Origin of the sequence: Aquimarina penaris (genome assembly GCF_040786285.1) — a bacterium.
Lineage (GTDB): Bacteria > Bacteroidota > Bacteroidia > Flavobacteriales > Flavobacteriaceae > Aquimarina.
In genome coordinates this window covers 246,058-265,567 of sequence record NZ_JBFMKQ010000003.1, presented here as the reverse complement: position 1 = coordinate 265,567, position 19,510 = coordinate 246,058, and the positions used below count along the sequence as shown (strand labels likewise).

Here is a 19,510-nt window from a genome sequence, read left to right as displayed (position 1 = left end):
CACCTAAATCATCTATGCAATCTCACATCATTTTTGGGGCCGGATTAATTGGCGGTTTTTTAGGAGGTGTACTTACTTCTTTAAACATAAATACGACACTGGTTTGCAGACCTAGTGTTCGGCAAAAATTGAGCAATGGTATTAAACTAACCGATTATTTAGGAAATGAAAAAAAGGTAAAAACTCTTCATTTTTTAACTGAAAAAGATGGGCTAAAAGAACCGAACAAAGAGCATTTCTGTGATTTTCTTTGGATTACTGTAAAATGTACAGGGATAGATCAAGCAAGCAAAGATATTTCTCCTTTGGTTGGCCCTAATACCATAATTTTTTGTTGTCAAAATGGGTTGGGTTCTGAAAAAGTAATACAACGACAATACCCTAACCATACGGTATTACGAGTTATGGTACCTTTTAACGTTTCCGAACCAAGCCCAGGGCATTTGCATCGAGGATCAGAGGGTACATTATACATTGAAACAACAACTCAACTAAACGAGCTTATTTGCCCCTTGGTACTACGGCTTACTACTCCAATTATGCCTGTAGCTCAAACCACAAAAATGCAAGAATTATTATGGGCCAAACTACAATTAAATCTAGGTAATAGCATAAATGCTTTAGCCGACATCCCTGTAAAAAAAATGCTACAACAGCGTGAGTATCGTTTGGTCATTGCAGCACTAATGAAAGAACTGCTTTCTGTAACCAAAGCCCTAAATATTAAACTACCTAAATTGACAGCGGTACCCGCCCAACTTATTCCAACCGTACTTGGTTTACCTAATTTCTTATTTACTATTGTGGCTAACAAAATGTTGGCAATTGATCCAACGGTAAGAACTTCAATGTGGTGGGACCTATCTCAAGGTAAAACGACCGAAATAGAATATCTAAATGGAGCTATTGTAAACATTGCAGAAGAATTAAAAATCAATTGTTTTGCAAATCAAAAAATCATATCGCTTATCAAACAAATAGAACAAACGAACGAACAAAAAACACCAAGAAAAGTAATCTCTGGCAAAGAGTTATTGCATGAAATAAAGAAAGGGAACCACTAGATTTTGTAAGTACTTAAGCTCTCTTTGAAAAGTACTTCTTATCACTATAAGAGACCAGTGGATCCATTAAAGCTTTATCTAAGATATCTTTATGTTTTTCTTCTTCGTAATGAAACATTAACGTATTCAGTTCTGCGATTGTTATTCCTGTACTATGCTCTTCTTCTATGACAAATTCATCATTAGTAGTTACAAATCCAGGTGTCAAAACTCTAACATATACGCCCGAAAACAAAGAATCAATAAATTGTTTTATAATTTTTTGATCCTCAAAACGAACTCCTAATTTATAACAAGGTTGTCTGGGCCGTGAAATCTGCACGACTGCTTCTCCCAATTTATAAATACTTCCAATCTTTATGTTGTACTCATCAAATCCATCAACTGTAAGGTTTTCGCCAAACATTCCGTGTTGCCAGTCCAGATCTGGATATTTTTCTTTCCAATATGAATAGTGATCAGCGGCATATAAATAGCATGCTTTATCAACTCCACCGTGATATCTTCTATCGATTACATGATCGCCTTCAACATCTTCTTTATCCAAATAAATGGGTTTACTAACAGGATACTTATAAATTCCTGTCTTCACCTCTTTACCTCTCCAGGAAATAATTTTTGTTTCGGCGATATTGGTAGCAATAACTTTCATGTATTTTATGATTTAAGTTCGACAGAATTTAGTATTAATCCAGAGCCAGGTACTATATGTTCTAAGACAATTTCTTCTGCATTGGGATTTAAAGTCTTCTTAATAAAATCTATATTTATTTTTCCTTTCCCCAAATCTACAAGCGCACCCATCATTAATCGGATTTGATTTCTTTTAAATCCTTCGCCTTTGACTTGTAACAAATAACTTTCTTTAGGGAAAAAACTAGCCGTATAGAGGTCATTTCTCTTTATTTCACAATGTGTAATTTCTCCTTCAAGAATTGTGTTTTCTGAAGGGCGATGACAATAGGATCTAAAATTATGTTTTCCTTCAAACAATCTTGCCGCTTCTTGCATTAAAGTTATGTTAAGTTCCTCGGCAACATTGTACATAAATGGAGCGCAAAAAGGATGAAATTTTGATCCAAATGAAAACAAATACAGATATTCTTTGATCTTTGGCGATTGAATAATATTAAAATGTTCATCGGTCTCTTCGATACATATTGCTCTTATATCTTGTGGTAAGTTTTGATTGAACAAGGGATAGAAAACATCAAGATCAAGAGGGTCGTGATCTACAAATAGTTCTATATAAGCTTGATTTGCAGAAACCTTTGCATCGGTTCTTCCGGCAGCTAATATCTTGAAATCATTAGAATCCAAAACATAGTTTATAGTACGCTCAACCATTCTTTGTAGCGTGTTGACTTTAGGTTGTTTTTGCCAACCGTGGTATCTAAATCCTAAATATTGCAGTTGGATAAGATAATAGAAGCGTTTTCGAAACATCTAGCAAAAAATTAAAATCTATCCGAATATAGATAAATTATGTATTTCAACGATTATTTAGTGATTTTTAATCCCAAAATTATGCAAAAACAACGTTGTAATTTGTTATATTTGAGTAAATCAATTTAATAATTTAAAATCAACTTAGTTATGGTAAAAGCTAAATATCAAGGTGTATTAGACTTAGGACAAAAGTTAAATATTCAAGATGGTGATGTATCTGAAGACAATGGAACTCTTAAAATAAAAGGGACTGCAAACACTCAATACGAAAAAAATCAACTTTGGGATAAAATCAAAGAAATAGGTGGTGATTCTCCTTCTGATATTGTGGCTGACATTAAAGTAGCTGATACTTCTATATACCACAAACATACGGTTAAAAGTGGAGAGTCATTAAGTAAAATCGCTAAGCATTATTACGGTGATCCGATGAAATACAAAGCTATTTTTGAGGCCAATACTAATATTTTAAAAAATCCTGATATCATTCATCCTGATCAGGAATTAATTATCCCTAATCTATAAAGATAAGATTCACTTATAATAAGAAAAAAAGACCACTAGTAAGTGGTCTTTTTTTTATCTATATAAACATTCTTTTCTAATAGGATATAGATCGCAACCATAATATGCAACATCTACGATCTAAGACCCCTGTCACTTATCAATAAAATGATTTTTTTATAAGAAAACATTAGTATTTCGATTATTTTTATACTTGTAAAATTAGGTAAATTGTGTATTTCATCGAAAAAACACCATTAAAAATTGCAAAATTGCATATAAAAATACGGTAAAACCGTAATTTTGTGTTAATAACCTATACTCAACTTCAATGAATAAATATCTACTTTTAATTTTTACACTATTTTCTATAGTGCAATATGGTCAGTCTTTATCTAAAACTTCGATACTATATGAGTCAAAAGATCTGGTCGTAATGAACAATGGTAAATCATATCAAATACTAGACGAAAAGCCTTTTTTTGAAATTTCGGATACCACAATCGAAAAATACATTCAGATAGAGGACCATTTACTAAGGTTGAACCGCATTATGATGCTACGAAACGAAAATGAGTATTCTGAACTTATCGAATGGTTAAAAGACGATTTTAAGTTTTACAAATCCAGAGTGATTATTGATTATGACAATAAAGGAAATAATGTTTCAGATTCTAATACACTTACAATAGATTAACCTCTGGCAATTGCGGTTTTGGCAAGCTGTAAAATTTGCTCAAATTGTTCTTGTAGTGTAAGATTAGAATTATCTATTTTGATGGCATCACCTGCTTGTCGAAGAGGAGAGTCTTTTCTTGTGCTATCGATATGATCTCTATTAACTACATTCTTCAAAACATCCTCGTAAGTGATATTTTCATCTCTAACTTTAAGTTCTAAAAATCTACGTTCTGCACGATCTTTTGCTGTTGCAGTCATAAACAGCTTAAGTTCTGCTTTCGGAAAAACTACCGTCCCTATATCCCGTCCATCCATAACAATTCCTTTCTCTATTCCCATTTGATGTTGCTGCTCAACCAATTTTTTTCGAACTGCAGATACCGCTGCGACCTTACTTACATGTTTAGAAACTGCTAATGTCCTAATTTCATGTTCTACATTCTCTCCATTAAGTAAAACCTCTGCTAAGCCTGTGTCTGGATTGATTTCAAAATTAATATTGATATTAGGTAATTTTTTTTCCAATTCCTCTTGATTAAATTGAAGCTCATCAATAAAATTATTTCTCATCGCATATAGGGTAACCGCGCGATACATAGCGCCCGTATCTACATAAATATATTGTAATGCTTTAGCTAACTGTTTTGCCACTGTGCTTTTTCCTGTTGAAGAATGACCATCAATAGCTATAATTATCTTCTTATCGCTCAAATCTTAGAAAGTTTATGTTAGAAATAAATGTACTTACCTCTTCAAAATCAAAAATAAATGAAACTAGCCTGAAAAGATGATTTATATGAAAAAAGTTATAACAAATATAAAAAAGGTATTTATACTCTAATTTCCCCATCTTTTTTTCCTTTACTCAATGAAGTAGATAGATACCGGTTCTATACCAAATTGAATACATCTGAAACCGTTAAAAATAAAACGCACCGTACTAGTAAAAAACATCAACAAAACACAATAATTACACTTTATCGAAGTTATTAAACCTTTAAACGTTTATTGCATGGATATAAGTTACTCTTAATACCGGATCCCCCGAGATCTACAACATACATTAACCAAATCAAATACACTATGGGCTTCTTTGATTTTTTAACAGATAAGATTGCAATAGATCTAGGTACCTCAAATACGCTTATTACACATAAGGGTAAAATAGCAGTAAATAACCCTTCAATTATAACCATAAATCAAATTACAGGAAAAATCATAGCCGTTGGTAAAGAAGCGGGTATGATGAGAGGTAAGATTAATAAAAATATTAAAACAATCTACCCTTTTAAGGATGGAGTGATCTCAAATTTTGATGCTTCAGAGAAGATGCTAAAAGCATTTATTAAAAAGCTATCTTCTATTAATGCATCGGTTTTTACAACCTCTTATAATATGATCATTTCTATTCCTTGTGGGAGTACAGAAGTAGAAATGCGTGCCGTAAAGGAATCTGCAAAACGTCTTAATGCCAAAAATGTTTTCTTGATACATGAGCCAATTGCAGCCGCTATTGGGGGAGGTATCGATGTTTTAGAACCAAAAGGGAATATGATTGTTGATATTGGTGGTGGTACCACAGAGGTTGCTATTATCTCTCTAGGAAGAATTATTAGTGGACAATCTGTTAAAATAGCAGGTAATACATTCAATGAAGATATAGTACAATATATCCGAGAGTCTCGAAATCTTCATATAGGAGAGTACATGGCAGAGAAAATAAAAATACAAATTGGGGCTGCTGTTGATAGGTTAGAATTTCCTCCAGAAAATATGGCTGTAGAAGGGCGAGATTTACTTACCGGAAAACCTAAGCAAATTACATTATCGTATAAAGAAATTGAAAAGAGTTTAGATAAATCTATTGCGCAAATTGAAAATGCAATTTTGGAAACATTATCAGAAATTCCGCCAGAATTATCTGCAGACATCTATAATTCGGGTATTTATCTAACGGGAGGCGGATCGATGTTAAGAGGATTGGATGAACGATTATCCAAAGCTACCGATTTACCTGTCCATCTGGGTGATAAACCATTAAAAACGGTAGTAAAAGGTAGTGAGATAGTTCTAAAAAACTTAGACAAGTTTTCTAGTGTTTTAGTAGAAAAAATGAGGCGTTAATTTCACATTCTAAGTAAATAGATATAAAAAAGCAGAACCTAGGTTCTGCTTTTTTATATCTATTTTTAAAGTGTTTTGGCGTTTTTAACTTTGGTTTTTGTTATAGCCAACTTCAGAACATCTTCCATGTCTTTTACATAGTGAAACTTAAGGCCTTTTAAATACTCTGCTTTAATTTCATCGATATCTCGTTTATTATCTTCGCAAAGCAATATTTCTTTTATGTGCGCTCTTTTGGCGGCCAGGATTTTTTCTTTGATCCCACCAACCGGAAGCACTTTTCCTCGCAAAGTAATTTCGCCTGTCATCGCCAAGCTTTTCTTCACTTTTCGTTGTGTAAATAGAGAAACTAGTGATGTAAGCATAGTAACCCCGGCACTAGGTCCATCTTTTGGAGTAGCACCTTCTGGAACATGAATATGCACATTGTACTTATCAAAAATACCTGGGTTAATGCCTAAATCATCTGCATTTGCTTTTATATATTCCATAGCAATAGTTGCAGATTCTTTCATTACCTTTCCTAGGTTTCCTGTAATACTTAAGGTTCCTTTTCCTTTAGATAAAATAGATTCTATAAATAATATATCTCCACCTACGCTAGTCCATGCCAATCCTGTAACTACACCAGCTATTTCATTATTCTCGTATTTATCACGTTCTAATTTTGGAGCACCTAACACTTCTATAATATCATCATTGCTGACCTTGATATTATACTTCTCTTCCATTGCAATATTTTTAGCTGCAAAACGTACCATTTTAGCAATTTGCTTTTCTAAGCCTCTTACTCCTGATTCTCTGGTGTACCCTTCAACTATTTTTTCGAGTTGTGGTTTTCCTATTTTAAGATGAGTTGCATTTAAACCATGCTCCTCTAGCTGTTTTGGTAGCAGGTGTTGTTTTGCTATTTCAACTTTTTCTTCGATGGTATACCCAGTTACATTAATAATCTCCATACGATCTCTTAATGCGGGTTGTATAGTACCTAAACTGTTAGATGTTGCAATAAACATCACTTTAGATAAATCAAATCCCATTTCTAAGAAGTTATCATGAAACTCAGAATTCTGTTCTGGATCCAATACTTCTAATAAAGCTGAAGACGGGTCTCCTTGATTACCTACAGATAACTTATCTATTTCATCTAAGACAAATACTGGATTACTAGTTCCTGCTTTTTTAAGGCTTTGAATAATCCTACCTGGCATGGCGCCAATATAGGTTTTTCTATGTCCCCGTATTTCTGCCTCATCTCTTAGGCCTCCTAATGATATTCTAACATATTCTCTACCCAATGCCTCGGCGATCGATTTTCCTAATGAAGTTTTACCAACTCCAGGAGGTCCATACAAACATAATATTGGTGATTTCATATCATTACGTAGTTTTAGCACTGCCAAATACTCTATGATACGTCGTTTAACCTCATCTAGACCATAATGATCTCTATCTAATATTTTCTTTGCACGTTTTAAATCAAATTTATCGGTACTAAATTCATTCCATGGTAAATCCAGGAATAAATCTAAATAATTACGTTGGATAGAATACTCTGCTACTTGTGGATTCATACGTTGCATCTTGGCAAGTTCTTTGTCAAAATGTTTTTGAATCTTTTCATCCCACTTTTTATCCTTACTACGCAAACGCATTTCTTCTAATTCATCTTCATGAGATACACCTCCAAGTTCTTCCTGGATAGTTTTCATTTGTTGATGCAAGAAATACTCTCGTTGTTGTTGGCTCATATCATGCTGAACCTTACTCTGAATATCATTCTTAAGCTCTAACTTCTGAAACTCTACATTCATGTATTTCAGCGTAGCTAAAGCTCTCTCTTTAAGATCATTAACTTCTAACAACTTTTGTTTCTCTTCTACGGGAAGATTTAAGTTAGAAGAAACAAAATTGATCAAAAAAGAGTTACTTTCGATATTTTTAATTGCAAAGGATGCTTCTGAAGGGATATTGGGGCTTTCTTTTATGATCTCTAATGCTAATTCTTTGATTGAATCAATTATAGCACTAAACTCTTTATTTTCTTTTGCCGGCCTTGCTTCTGGAACTTCATCAACCTTAGCTTTGATATACGGTTTTTCTTTAACGATTTCATTAATCTTAAACCTCTTTTTTCCTTGTAAGATCACCGTAGTATTACCATCGGGCATCTTTAATACTCTTAGAATACGAGCAACCACCCCTACTTTATTAATATCTTTTAAAGATGGATTCTCTACTCCTTCTTCTTTTTGAGAAACTACACCAATGGTTTTATTCCCATTATTAGCTTCGTTTATTAGTTTAATCGACTTGTCTCGACCTGCAGTAATCGGAATAACGACTCCTGGAAATAAAACCGTATTTCTTAGTGGTAATATGGGTAAAATTTCTGGTAAATCTTCTTTATCAATTTCTTCTTCATCTTCAGGTGTCAATAAAGGAATCAATTCTGCATCTTCGTCTATTTCCTGAAATGACAAACTGTCAAGTGTCGTAAATTTCGTTTTCGTCATATGTTTATGTAAAAGTCATTTTGTCATTACAACACAATAACTATTCTTTATTAAATTAATATAAGCTATATAAAAAACCTTATAAAACCTACTAAAATAGCAAGTTATTCCTGGTTTTGCTATTTATATTTCAATTGTTATGCCATAAACTTTAAAAAAAATATTTTAAAACTGTAACAAATCTCTTCAATATATATCTTTATGAAAAAGAAAACTGATTTTTTTGTCACTAACCCAACTAAATACAGAGCAATTAATAGCGAGATGTCGTAAGCAAGATCAAAATGCTCAGCTAGAAATTTATAATCGCTATTATAAAGCAATGTATAATACAGCATTAAGGATTCTAAAAGATTCTGCTGAAGCCGAAGACATAATGCAAGAGGCTTTTTTAACAGCTTTTACAAAGTTGCCTATGTTAACTGAAAATAAAATGTTTGGAGCATGGTTAAAAAAAATAGTGATTAACTCAAGTCTAACGGCGGTCCGGAAAAATGAAGTACACCGTGACGTAGCCCTAGAAACTGTCGAGTATGCACTTGCAGATGGAGACGGAATTGCAGAAGAAGATTTGACCGCTGTAAAGGCAAACACAATAATTAATACAATGAACCAACTAAAAGACAGCTATAGCACCGCATTATCATTACACTTTATTGAAGGGTATGATTATGAAGAAATTTGTCAAATCATGAATATATCATATTCTAATTGTCGTACGCTTATTTCGCGCGCAAAAGAAAGCTTACGAAAAAAATTACAACCGGTATGAAAGAGGATAAAATAGAAAAACTATTTAAGGGTATGCAAGATCAATTAGACATACATGAGCCATCTGCTGATCACCAAATACGGTTTTTAGAAAAACTGCAGCAACAAAACAAAGTTATACCGTTGCAGCCTAAAAAACGAAACTGGTACAAGCCATTAGCGATAGCAGCCTCGATTGTTGTTTTATTTGGGTTAGCAACCATGAACTTAATTTCTGATACCGAAGAAGCTGAACTAGCTAGTGTTTCGCCGCAAATGCAAGAAACCCAAAGTTTTTTTACTTCGGCTATCCAAATACAGTTAGAAGAAATTAATAAAGCCTCTTCTAAAGAAACCAAGGAATTGGTTACTGATGCCATGACTCAAATAGAAAAACTAGAATCAGATTATGAGACTCTAAAAAAAGACCTTGTTCGTAGTGAAAATGATAAACGCGTAATCAGTGCTATGATCAAGAACTTTCAGAAGCGTGCTAATTTATTAGAAGATGTGCTTCAAAAAATCAATGATATTAATGAATATAAATTATCAGAAAATGAAAACTCTATACTATAATATAACCTTATTATTACTATTTATACCTCTGTTGACAATAGCAAATAATAATGGAGATCTAAAAGGAAAATACACTAAAGAAAAAACGTTAAAAAAAGAATTTTCAGTAAATAAAGATGCCTTATTGAAAATTAGTAATGACTACGGTAACTTGGATATTACGTCATGGAATGAAAACCGTATCGTTATGGAAATTAACATTAAAGTAAGCGGCAATAATGAAGAGAAGGTTATAAAAAAACTGGAATCTATAGGTGTTGAATTTGATGCTTCTTCGCAACTGGTTAGTGCCAAAACTACCTTTAATAAGAACGATAGCTCTTGGTGGGATAAGTGGACCAGTGGCTGGGGTAATAATCTAAACATGAAAATTAACTATACCGTAAAAGTACCCAAAACGAATAGTGTGGATCTAAATAATGACTACGGAAGTATTACACTAGATAAAATTGAAGGGAACGCTAAAATTAATTGCGATTACGGTCAAATTATTATTGGAGAATTATTAGCAGACGACAACTATATCAATATCGATTACACCAATAACAGCAGTATAAAATTTATGAAATCTGGTAAGATTAATGCTGACTATTCTGATCTTGAAGTCGGAAATAGTGATAAAATCGATCTAAATGCGGATTACACCCAATCAAAGTTTAAATCAGTACGACATCTAAACTATAATTGTGATTATGGTAGCTTACGAATAGAAAATGCTGGTAAAGTATATGGGGACTCTGATTATATAGGAATAAAAATTGGAAGTATATCTGAAGAGTTAAGTATTAATTCTGATTACGGCTCTATTGATATACAGTCACTACAGCCTTCATTTAAAAATATAACTATCAAAACTGATTATACAGGCGTTGATATTGGGTATGCAAGTGACTGTAATTTTGATTTTGCAATTAAGACTTCATATGGGGGCGTCAAAGTTGATGAGGGTGTCAATGTTCAGAAAAAATATGTGAAAGACTCTAAAAAAGACTATCAGGGATATAGAGGCAAATCAAACAGCGGGAGTACAATCAATATTTCTTCGAGTTATGGAGGAGTTAAATTAAGACAAAACTAATACACAAATTAAAATTCAATCAAATGAGAACAGCAATAGTAATTTTAAGCATCCTAATTTGTAACATCACCTCATTACAAGCGCAATGGTGGGGAAACGGTAAAAAAGTAAGTGGTAATGGCGAAATGACGACTAAAAGTAGAAGCATTTCTGATTACGATGAAGTTAAATTAAAAGGAAGTCTAGATGTATCATTAGTATCTGGAACCGAAGGAAAAATAACGATAGAAGGAGAAAGCAACCTTATAGAATATGTGCTTACCGAGGTTGAAGATGATGTTTTAAAAATTTATGTAAAAAAAGGATATTATCTTAAAGTATCACATGGTAAAAAACTAGTAGTTACAGTACCTTTTAAGGATTTAAATAAGGTTACTTTATCGGGATCAGGAGACATCTACAGTAAAGATGTAATAAAAACTGTAAATTTTAAAACCGGCATATCTGGATCGGGTGATGTAAAATTAAATGTTGAAGCCCAAAACACTGAAGGTTATATCACCGGGAGCGGCGACTTGTCTTTAAGCGGTTCATCAGATAGTTTTGATTGCAAGGTTACAGGATCTGGTGATTTAGAAGCATACCGCTTACAAGCTAAAGAAGTAATTGCTTCTGTAACTGGATCAGGAGATATACACGTAACTGCTACGTCATCGATAAAAGCACGTGTTACAGGATCTGGAGATATTCTATATAAGGGAAATCCTGAGTTAGAGGATAAAAAAGTATCCGGATCAGGGGATATTACCAGACAATAAAGCACTACAAAAACAAACATAATTTAAACTGTTTAATGCTTCTTAATCATTAAACAGTTTTTTTTATGTATATTAAAATCTCTACTTTTGCATACTAATTTAGTGAGTAAACATTTTTATATAAATTCACCCCAACCATAATTACATTGTTGTTTTTAAACAAAAAAGAAATTCCTTTTAATGAAATTATTCCTGATGGTTATGTTGATATTCATTCACATTTACTGCCGGGAATAGATGATGGAGTAAAAACAATATATCAATCTGCCTACATTTTAGAACAATTCGAAAAACTTGGTGCGAAAAAAATAATCACCACACCCCATGTTATACAAGAGATATGGCCCAATTCGTCGCAGACTATAAGCAATGAGTTAGAAAGTTTAAAAAACATTCTTCCTACTTTAGGAATAACAACAATCGAACTAGAGGCAAGTGCAGAATACATGATGGATGATTTATTTTATCAGAGAATAAAAGAAAATGATATTATCCCGCTGTACAAAAATTATATCCTTGTAGAAATGTCTACTTTTAATGTACCTATTAACCTTAATGAAATAGTATTCGAAATTAAATTAGCTGGGTATACTCCTATATTAGCGCATCCCGAACGATATACTTTTTACAATAACGATTTAAAGAAATTCGACGAATTGAAAAAATCCGGTTTTCTGTTTCAGTTAAATTTATTATCCCTAACAGGATATTACGGAGATCAAATTAAGGCTTTTGCAAAAAAAATGATTGATCATGGATATATCGATTTTACAGGTACAGATGTACATAATTACCATCAATTAGGAATATTAGAAAAGGGGTTTCATCCCAATGTGGCTAAAAAGATAACTGCACTTATGAGAAACAATTCTAATTTCTCCTAGCTCTTTTTACCATACCCGTATCCATAGTTATACCCGGCTTTATTACCCGCCGCATTAAGCAATACAGCTACGTTAGGTAATCGTTTCTCTCTGTAGAAATTCTCAGGAATTTGTAACACTCTCTTATCCGTATAATTTTCTCTTACTATATAAATACTAAGATCTGCAAAATGACTAATCAACAGTGTATCTGTAACCAAACTTACCGGAGCTGTATCAACAACTATATAATCATAGTTGCTTTCTAAATACTTAAACATCTTTTCTACTCGAGGTTGCATAAGCAATTCAGCAGGGTTTGGTGGTATCGCACCCGATGGAATAACATCAAATGAATTTTCGTCCTTACCCGAATATATCACATCTTCTGGTAAAATATCCTCATTCATAATGTAGTTGGTTAGGCCTTTCGTATCTTTTCCTCTTGGCAGGTCTAAAAACTTATGAAATTTAGGATCTCTTAAATCTGTTCCTAGATATGCAACTTTATTACCAGAAATAGCCAGTATTTTAGCTAAATTAGAAGACACCAATGTTTTTCCTTCACCAGAGATGGTAGAGGTAACAAAAACAACTTTACCTACATTTTTATTTGCTCCAGCCATCAAGAAACCGAGATTGGTTCTTAAAATCCTAAATGCCTCTGCAATTGCAGATCTATCATTCTGCGAAATAACAATTCTACTTTTTGATTTAATCTTGGGTATAGATCCAACAATAGGCATAGAAAGTATTTTTTCAAGATCTTCTCTAGAGCTCACCTTAACATTAAACAAATCAGATAGGTATATCACCATAAAAGGCAAAAGCAAACCTACAAATATTGCCCCTGCATAAATCACCTTCTTATTAGGTGATACAGGGTATGAGCTCAAAGTAGAAGCCTTATCAATTACTCTTGCATTAGATAGGGTAACGTGACTTGTTATTTCGGCTTCCTCTCTTTTTTGTAATAAATAAAGATACAATTGCTCTTTAATGGTTTGTTCTCGTTCTATAACCCTTACCTCCTTCTCACGTATTGGAGCGCTATACAATTGGCCACTAAAATATTTATCTTGTGTTCTAAGGCTATTTAATTGGATATTAATAGAGCTTTTTAAACTATTCAAACTCCCGATTAAAACCTGACGTAAACCATCTATTTGTTGATCTATATTCACTACAACAGGGTTTTGCTCACTAGAGGTTTTTAATAATCGCTTACGCTGAAGAATCAACCCGTTATATCGAGATACTGTTGTTGAAATAGTGGTATCATCAAAACCTAAATTAGCAGGCACTAAATCATATCTTCCTTCTTGACTTAATACAAACCTACGCATAGATTCTATTAAATTAAGCTGAGTATTTAACTGCGCTATCCTCTGAACATTTCTTGTGTCTATATCCGCTACTCTCTGTGTTTGCGCACTTATATCACTAGTTAAACCGTATTTGGATAAATAACCTGCCGCCTCATCATCTACCTCTGATAAATCACCAGAAATAAGATTTAATCGTTCATTGATAAACTCTGCAGTACGCGCAGAAATCTGCTTTTTATTCTCAATAGTAGACTTATTGTATTCTTCGACAAGGTGATTAATAATGTCTTTTGCTTTTTCTTTAACAGGATCGTTTAAAGAAAGTTTAACCGTAGATGAATTTTTTAGTGGTAAAATTAATAGTTTATTTCTGTACGCTTCTGTAACCAAATTTACCGGAGTAATGTGAATTTTTATAATTTTACCTATACTAGATTTTATATCATCAATGCTAGGAGTGATTACTATATCACCAACAGTGTTATCATTTACAGTATTACCGAAAGAATGGTCACTAATCGACTTACCTTTTCCATTAAGAAACGAAAAAGAAGTACTAGAATTGATTCTTACATGAAAAACTTTTGATTTCGTATGAACTATCGAATCATGTGACAAAAAATTAATTTCAATTAAAGATTTTGGGTAATTCTCTATTTCCAAAATTCTTCCTTCAGAAAAATACCTCACATTAAGTTTTAACTTATTGACAACATTGGTGATTAAAGTCCTTGATTTGATGATTTGAACCTCATTAGAGATTGTACTTTGAGTATTATTTATTAAGCCTAAATCTTTGAATGCAGCAAGCTCAGATTCGCTTATGTTTTCATCCTGAGATATCATTATAGTAGACGAAACATTATATTGTGGGATCGTATACCTTATTTTAAGATATGCTAAAGCAAAAAAAATGGTGACGCTAAGAGCAAACCAATACCATTTTTTAAAGTACTTTATAATTTGATCTCTAAGATTAAAGCCAAATCCAGATGAAACATTAAATGAATTATTTGTTTCTGGGGTATTATTAGTATTGGAAATCATATAGTTTATCTTAGAATCAATCCAATTGTAGTAATTGCAACACCAAACACGCTCAAGACAATGGCCAGTGTATTACTATTTGTTTTGGACGTTCTTATTTGTGAATTATTAGGCTCAACATAGAGAACATCATTCTGAGCCAAATAGTATACAGGAGATTCAAAAATTGATTTAGAAGTAAGGTCTACCCTATGGTATGTATTCACTCCTTCATTTTCTCTGATCACCATAACATTGGCTCTTTTACCTTTGATCGTTAGGTCACCGGCCATACCAAGAGCTTCTATTATTGTTATTCGTTCATTTGGGATGGTATATGCACCTGGGCTACTTACTTCACCTAACACTGTTATTTTAAAATTTTGAAGTCTTACACTAACTATAGGATCATTAATATAAACTTTCAGTTTTTCTTTAATTATCTCTTTTGCTTCAATACGGGTCAATCCAGCCACCTTTAATCTTCCAAGTACAGGAAAATCAATATTCCCTTCTTCATCGATTAAATACGTAGGTTCTGTAGAACCGCCACCAGCACTCGCTCCTCCATTTTCTGCTCCACCACTCGCTATAGAAGATCCTCCCATAAGATTAAAAGGCCTAGCTGCATCCATATCTGAAGCAGAGATTAATATACTAACGATATCATCTACTTTAAATACAGGAGTAAAAGAATTTGTTGAAGTGATTTGTTCCAAATCTTTAGAATCCTGAAAATAAACTACATCCCCAGGAACTTTACAGGAAACAACTGAAATTAACAATAGCAGCAAAAACAAAAATTTACATCGCATATACGTATTACTTTAAAGGTAAATCAAGGAATGATTCACAAAAATATAACTTTATTTAATTTAGCAATGGAATTTTGTTGTATCTGTTTCTATTTATTCCTTTTTCGATAATCAATACACTACTATTCTAAGGAATTATGTATACACAATTCCTCTAAATAACCAATCATATGTAATCGAAAAATCCACTACCCCATAAAAATAAAATTATCTAAACACTACACTCAATTATCTAAGCAAGAATCTTGTGTTTTGCCTGAACCGTGTCCTTATTAATTTTATCTATACTTTCGAAAGTAGAATTATTAGAAATGTATTCCGGTACAATTTCTTTTAATTTTCCAACAATCTGATGATCCTGATTAAATAAATTCATAATACAAAGATCATCTATTTTATCTTTTACGTTTGCACAATCATTATCATCAAACTTACTAATCATAATTTTCTTGTGATATGTAGGCAATGTATTTTCTGTGTCTGCCAGCAACTCCTCATATAGCTTCTCCCCTGGTCGTAAACCAGTAATTTTGATATCAATATCTTCTGGATATCTAAGGTCTGATAGTCTTATCATTTTCTTTGCAAGATCAAATATCTTAACAGATTCACCCATGTCAAAAATAAAAATCTCTCCTCCATTACCCATAGTACCCGCCTCGATAACCAGTTGAGATGCTTCTGGTATAGTCATAAAAAATCGTGTTACATCTTTATGAGTAACAGTTAATGGTCCTCCTTTTGCTATTTGTTTTTTGAAAAGTGGTATTACCGATCCATTAGAACCTAAGACATTACCAAATCTAGTCGTTATAAATTTAGTTTTACTTGTGCTATGAAGGCACTTTATATACATCTCTGCAACTCTTTTTGTGGCTCCCATGACATTAGTAGGGTTAACCGCTTTATCTGTAGATACAAAAACAAATTTATCTACGCCAAACTGTGATGATAAATCAGCAAGTTTTCTGGTTCCTAAAACATTAATCTTTATAGCTTCACATGGATTAGACTCCATTAAAGGAACATGCTTATATGCTGCAGCATGAAAAACCATATTAGGTCTATATTTCTCAAAAATTGTTTCTATTCGCTGATGATCACGAATATCTGCCACTATTGGAGTAAAATTAACAACCCCTTTACTTAACAATTCCTGTTGTAAATCATATAATGCAGACTCTGCTTGGTCTACTAAGATTAGATTTTTATAGCTATAGAATGATGCTTGTCTAGCTATCTCACTACCAATAGAGCCTGCAGCACCTGTAATCATAATTACTTTATCATCAAGTTCTCTTTTAATATTCTGATTATCCATATTAATAGGAGCTCTGTCTAATAAATCTTCTATTTCTATTTCTTTAATCTGAGAAACTTTTAATTTACCATCTATCCAATCATTTACAGCTGGTATAATTTTCACCTTCACTGGAAGTTTAAGCAACTCATCAGAAATTTCAGACAGTCTTTTCTTGCTTATATGCGGTATCGATACTACAATTTCCTTAATATTATTCTTAATAAGGAAGTTGTAATCAATAGAATTTGACGAGTATACTTTAATACCGTTAATCGTCTTACCAATTTTTTGAGAATTATCATCAATAAAACCAAAAACCGATAAAGACCTATTAGAATCATTTGTAATCGCAGCCAGAGTAATCAATCCAGAATCTCCGGCACCATAAATCAGAATTCTTGAAGATTCACCTATTTTTGATTTAATATAATAGTAACAATATTTAAATATTAAACGACTTGTTGTAAGTGTAATAATATTTAACATGTAATGTGTACAAATTATCGATACAGGAATATTTAGAAGTTCTGGCATCAATGATAATCTACTCGATACCATTAAAAATCCAGTAAGTGCAATCAAAACTGTAACTGCAAGAAACAAATTGTACGCATCTCGCATTCCTGTATGTCTAACCACACCTTTATACGAACCAATTAATAAAAAGCTTAATGCAGCCAAACCGGCTACAATTGGTATTTGATACACTAAATTGGAAGTATCAAAATCAAGTGTGATCCCAAATCTAATTACGTAGGCTAAAAAGAAATTAAAAATGGTAATAGCAACATCTATTAGTAATACTAACCATTTAGATGCATGCTTATGTGAGTTGTTTATTAGGAAGTTCTTAATCATCTCAATACATTTTTAATAACTGATACAATTCTATATAAATCATCTTCTTCAAGATTTGACCCGCTGGGTAAGCAAAGTCCACGATCAAATAGATCATCAGAAATTCCATTTAGGTAAGCCTCACAATCAGCAAATACTGCTTGCTGATGCATGGGTTTCCATAATGGCCGTGATTCGATATTTTCTTCGGCTAATAACAACCTTATTCCTTCTCTTAATTTATAGGAACTTGTTTCTATACAGGTAAGCCATCTATTAGAATAATAGCCTGACGGTTCTTCTAAAAATCGTATTTCAGAAGAATCTTTTAAATGCTTTTTATAGAATTCAAAATTTCTACGTCTGTTATCAACGTGCTCATCAAGTACTTGCATTTGGCCACGTCCTATTCCTGCAGTTATATTACTCATTCTATAGTTATATCCAATCTCAGAATGTTGGTAATGAGGAGCATCATCCCTGGCTTGCGTTGCTAAGAAAATTGCTTTTTCTTTATGTTTCTGGTTTTTAGAAACTAAAGCACCGCCACCAGAAGTAGTAATTATTTTGTTCCCATTAAATGAAAGAATAGCAATATCCCCAAAAGTCCCACACTTTATTCCGTGATACGAACTCCCTAAGGCTTCTGCACTATCTTCTAATATTGGGATTTTATATGCTGAAGCAATTTGATGAACAGCTTCAACCTGGTAAGGCATTCCGTATAAATGAACTGCTATTATTGCTTTCGGCTTTTTTCCTTTAGCAATTCTATCCTTGATTGCTATTTCCAGTTGTTCTGGACAAATATTCCAGGTTTCCTTCTCACTATCTACAAATACCGGCTTTGCTCCAAGATATACTATAGGATTAGCCGATGCTGCAAATGTCATACTTTGACATAACACTTCATCTCCGGCCGTGACTCCTAATAATTTTAATCCAAGATGTAAAGAGGCTGTACCCGAACTCAATGCTGCTGCATATACGTCATTATCTAAATAGGATTCTATATCCTTTTCAAATCCATCAACGTTTGGTCCTAGTGGTGCTACCCAATTTGTATCAAAGGCTTCTTTTACGAAATTTTGCTCTGTCCCACCCATATGCGGCGAAGAAAGCCATATCCTTTTTGAATCAATTGCATTCATAATTTTCCCATTAATAATGAACAAAAAAATCCTATATGGTTATGAATTAAACATTAATCCATGACCAAAAATCTTTTTCATGACAATCTAAAAAATGCTGGAAGAAGGGGGTAGAAACTTCCTTTTTGAAATTACTTTTAATATATATTTTCCTCAGCTAAAATAAGTTAGTTAAATCAATTATCAATTTAAATTTTAACTTTTTAGACAGAATACTTAAAAATCACGTTTAAAGGTTCTTATTGTCGAAAAAAAGTAATTAAAATACGTTTGTTCCGTAAGAAAAGTATTATAATAACTTAATCAATAGTACAACTATCACTTTAAAAAATCTGGCAAATACGACAGAAAAAAGTTTTAGTTAACATACTTTAACAAAAAAATTCCCCAAATATGAATGTCATTTTTTTCATATTCTGGTCATTCAATAATGATTAACCAACAGTACAATAGTAGTTCTTTTTTTTATGAATTAAACTAGTACAACACCTTTTTTTTTAGGGGTAAATACCCCTTTTTTTTCATACATACACTTTCATATATTGAAGTTTTTTCTAACATCGAAAAAATTATTACTATAAACCTTGATTTATTTAATTAAATACACAAAATTTACACTCTTCAAAACCAAATACATTGCCCATAGTGTATTTTTAGTTAAAGAATCCCCATCAGATAATACTAATT

17 protein-coding genes are annotated in these 19,510 nt (G+C 32.6%); 9 read left to right on the top strand and 8 right to left on the bottom strand.

The genetic code is table 11. The features are described from left to right. The first annotated feature begins 14 nt into the window (after window positions 1–14). Window positions 15–1,064 carry a 2-dehydropantoate 2-reductase gene (locus ABW637_RS14990; RefSeq protein ID WP_367585528.1) on the top strand — a complete coding sequence of 350 codons (1,050 nt, stop codon included), beginning with the start codon at window positions 15–17 and terminating at the stop codon, window positions 1,062–1,064. Window positions 1,065–1,077: 13 nt separating this feature from the next. Here ABW637_RS14990 and ABW637_RS14985 read toward each other — a convergent pair whose 3' ends face one another. Both ABW637_RS14985 and ABW637_RS14980 read right to left on the bottom strand, forming a co-directional pair. After that, entirely contained in the window at window positions 1,078–1,716 is a 639-nt protein-coding gene (locus ABW637_RS14985; RefSeq protein WP_367585527.1) for an MOSC domain-containing protein, read from the bottom strand. A gap of 5 nt (window positions 1,717–1,721) precedes the next feature. Further along, window positions 1,722–2,510, bottom strand: a complete 789-nt coding sequence (locus ABW637_RS14980) for a tRNA pseudouridine synthase A (RefSeq protein WP_367585526.1) — start codon at window positions 2,508–2,510, stop codon at window positions 1,722–1,724. A gap of 150 nt (window positions 2,511–2,660) precedes the next feature. On the opposite strand from ABW637_RS14980, the gene ABW637_RS14975 reads away from it, so the two are divergent. Together ABW637_RS14975 and ABW637_RS14970 are read left to right on the top strand one after the other, a co-directional pair. Next, a complete protein-coding gene (locus ABW637_RS14975; RefSeq protein WP_367585525.1) occupies window positions 2,661–3,038 on the top strand; it encodes a LysM peptidoglycan-binding domain-containing protein in 378 nt (125 codons plus the stop codon). A gap of 310 nt (window positions 3,039–3,348) precedes the next feature. Continuing rightward, window positions 3,349–3,714, top strand: coding sequence for a hypothetical protein (locus ABW637_RS14970; protein ID WP_367585524.1), 366 nt, complete (start codon window positions 3,349–3,351; stop codon window positions 3,712–3,714). Here ABW637_RS14970 and cmk read toward each other — a convergent pair. Continuing rightward, window positions 3,711–4,409, bottom strand: a complete 699-nt coding sequence (gene cmk / locus ABW637_RS14965; protein ID WP_367585523.1) for a (d)CMP kinase — start codon at window positions 4,407–4,409, stop codon at window positions 3,711–3,713. The genes ABW637_RS14970 and cmk overlap by 4 nt on opposite strands. A 372-nt stretch (window positions 4,410–4,781) precedes the next feature. Between cmk and ABW637_RS14960 the strand changes: the two genes are divergently transcribed. Further along, window positions 4,782–5,822, top strand: coding sequence for a rod shape-determining protein (locus ABW637_RS14960; protein WP_367585522.1), 1,041 nt, complete (start codon window positions 4,782–4,784; stop codon window positions 5,820–5,822). 65 nt (window positions 5,823–5,887) lie between these two features. On the opposite strand, the gene lon is transcribed toward ABW637_RS14960, so the two are convergent. After that, window positions 5,888–8,338, bottom strand: a complete 2,451-nt coding sequence (gene lon, locus ABW637_RS14955; protein WP_367585521.1) for an endopeptidase La — start codon at window positions 8,336–8,338, stop codon at window positions 5,888–5,890. Window positions 8,339–8,561: 223 nt separating this feature from the next. On the opposite strand from lon, the gene ABW637_RS14950 reads away from it, so the two are divergent. The 5 genes from ABW637_RS14950 (at window position 8,562) to ABW637_RS14930 (ending at window position 12,384) form a co-directional block, all read left to right on the top strand. Beyond that, window positions 8,562–9,110 (top strand): RNA polymerase sigma factor, encoded by a 549-nt coding sequence (locus ABW637_RS14950; protein WP_367585520.1) that lies wholly within the window; start codon window positions 8,562–8,564, stop codon window positions 9,108–9,110. After that, the gene (locus ABW637_RS14945; protein WP_367585519.1) at window positions 9,107–9,664 is read left to right on the top strand and encodes a hypothetical protein; all 558 of its coding nucleotides are present in this window, start codon (window positions 9,107–9,109) and stop codon (window positions 9,662–9,664) included. Before ABW637_RS14950 ends, ABW637_RS14945 begins: the two co-directional genes overlap by 4 nt. Beyond that, window positions 9,645–10,742, top strand: coding sequence for a DUF4097 family beta strand repeat-containing protein (locus tag ABW637_RS14940; protein ID WP_367585518.1), 1,098 nt, complete (start codon window positions 9,645–9,647; stop codon window positions 10,740–10,742). The genes ABW637_RS14945 and ABW637_RS14940 overlap by 20 nt, the downstream gene beginning before the upstream one ends. A 23-nt stretch (window positions 10,743–10,765) precedes the next feature. Then, window positions 10,766–11,500: a head GIN domain-containing protein gene (locus tag ABW637_RS14935; RefSeq protein WP_367585517.1), complete on the top strand. Its 735-nt coding sequence runs from the start codon at window positions 10,766–10,768 to the stop codon at window positions 11,498–11,500. Window positions 11,501–11,649: 149 nt separating this feature from the next. Next, window positions 11,650–12,384 carry a tyrosine-protein phosphatase gene (locus ABW637_RS14930; RefSeq protein ID WP_367585516.1) on the top strand — a complete coding sequence of 245 codons (735 nt, stop codon included), beginning with the start codon at window positions 11,650–11,652 and terminating at the stop codon, window positions 12,382–12,384. On the opposite strand, the gene ABW637_RS14925 is transcribed toward ABW637_RS14930, so the two are convergent. The 4 genes from ABW637_RS14925 to ABW637_RS14910 all read right to left on the bottom strand — a co-directional run bounded on the left by ABW637_RS14925 (window position 12,381) and on the right by ABW637_RS14910 (window position 18,823). Next, a complete protein-coding gene (locus ABW637_RS14925; protein WP_367585515.1) occupies window positions 12,381–14,738 on the bottom strand; it encodes a GumC family protein in 2,358 nt (785 codons plus the stop codon). The two genes, ABW637_RS14930 and ABW637_RS14925, sit on opposite strands and share 4 nt — an antisense overlap. Before the next feature lie 5 nt (window positions 14,739–14,743). Continuing rightward, window positions 14,744–15,532 carry a polysaccharide biosynthesis/export family protein gene (locus ABW637_RS14920; protein WP_367585514.1) on the bottom strand — a complete coding sequence of 263 codons (789 nt, stop codon included), beginning with the start codon at window positions 15,530–15,532 and terminating at the stop codon, window positions 14,744–14,746. Window positions 15,533–15,764: 232 nt separating this feature from the next. Then, on the bottom strand, window positions 15,765–17,693 hold the full coding sequence (locus ABW637_RS14915; RefSeq protein ID WP_367585513.1) for a polysaccharide biosynthesis protein: 1,929 nt from the start codon (window positions 17,691–17,693) through the stop codon (window positions 15,765–15,767). Continuing rightward, window positions 17,690–18,823: a DegT/DnrJ/EryC1/StrS family aminotransferase gene (locus ABW637_RS14910; protein ID WP_367585512.1), complete on the bottom strand. Its 1,134-nt coding sequence runs from the start codon at window positions 18,821–18,823 to the stop codon at window positions 17,690–17,692. The genes ABW637_RS14915 and ABW637_RS14910 overlap by 4 nt, the downstream gene beginning before the upstream one ends. Window positions 18,824–19,510: the final 687 nt, after the last annotated feature.

Bases quoted from the DNA above. Each gene is read 5' to 3' on its own strand.
- ABW637_RS14940 (WP_367585518.1), top strand. From the start codon at position 9,645: ATGAAAACTCTATACTATAATATAACCTTATTATTACTATTTATACCT.
- ABW637_RS14985 (WP_367585527.1), bottom strand. From the start codon at position 1,716: ATGAAAGTTATTGCTACCAATATCGCCGAAACAAAAATTATTTCCTGG.
- ABW637_RS14980 (WP_367585526.1), bottom strand. From the start codon at position 2,510: ATGTTTCGAAAACGCTTCTATTATCTTATCCAACTGCAATATTTAGGA.
- ABW637_RS14915 (WP_367585513.1), bottom strand. From the start codon at position 17,693: ATGATTAAGAACTTCCTAATAAACAACTCACATAAGCATGCATCTAAA.
- ABW637_RS14975 (WP_367585525.1), top strand. From the start codon at position 2,661: ATGGTAAAAGCTAAATATCAAGGTGTATTAGACTTAGGACAAAAGTTA.
- ABW637_RS14970 (WP_367585524.1), top strand. From the start codon at position 3,349: ATGAATAAATATCTACTTTTAATTTTTACACTATTTTCTATAGTGCAA.
- ABW637_RS14960 (WP_367585522.1), top strand. From the start codon at position 4,782: ATGGGCTTCTTTGATTTTTTAACAGATAAGATTGCAATAGATCTAGGT.
- ABW637_RS14925 (WP_367585515.1), bottom strand. From the start codon at position 14,738: ATGATTTCCAATACTAATAATACCCCAGAAACAAATAATTCATTTAAT.
- ABW637_RS14945 (WP_367585519.1), top strand. From the start codon at position 9,107: ATGAAAGAGGATAAAATAGAAAAACTATTTAAGGGTATGCAAGATCAA.
- lon (WP_367585521.1), bottom strand. From the start codon at position 8,338: ATGACGAAAACGAAATTTACGACACTTGACAGTTTGTCATTTCAGGAA.
- ABW637_RS14990 (WP_367585528.1), top strand. From the start codon at position 15: ATGCAATCTCACATCATTTTTGGGGCCGGATTAATTGGCGGTTTTTTA.
- ABW637_RS14935 (WP_367585517.1), top strand. From the start codon at position 10,766: ATGAGAACAGCAATAGTAATTTTAAGCATCCTAATTTGTAACATCACC.
- ABW637_RS14920 (WP_367585514.1), bottom strand. From the start codon at position 15,532: ATGCGATGTAAATTTTTGTTTTTGCTGCTATTGTTAATTTCAGTTGTT.
- ABW637_RS14910 (WP_367585512.1), bottom strand. From the start codon at position 18,823: ATGAATGCAATTGATTCAAAAAGGATATGGCTTTCTTCGCCGCATATG.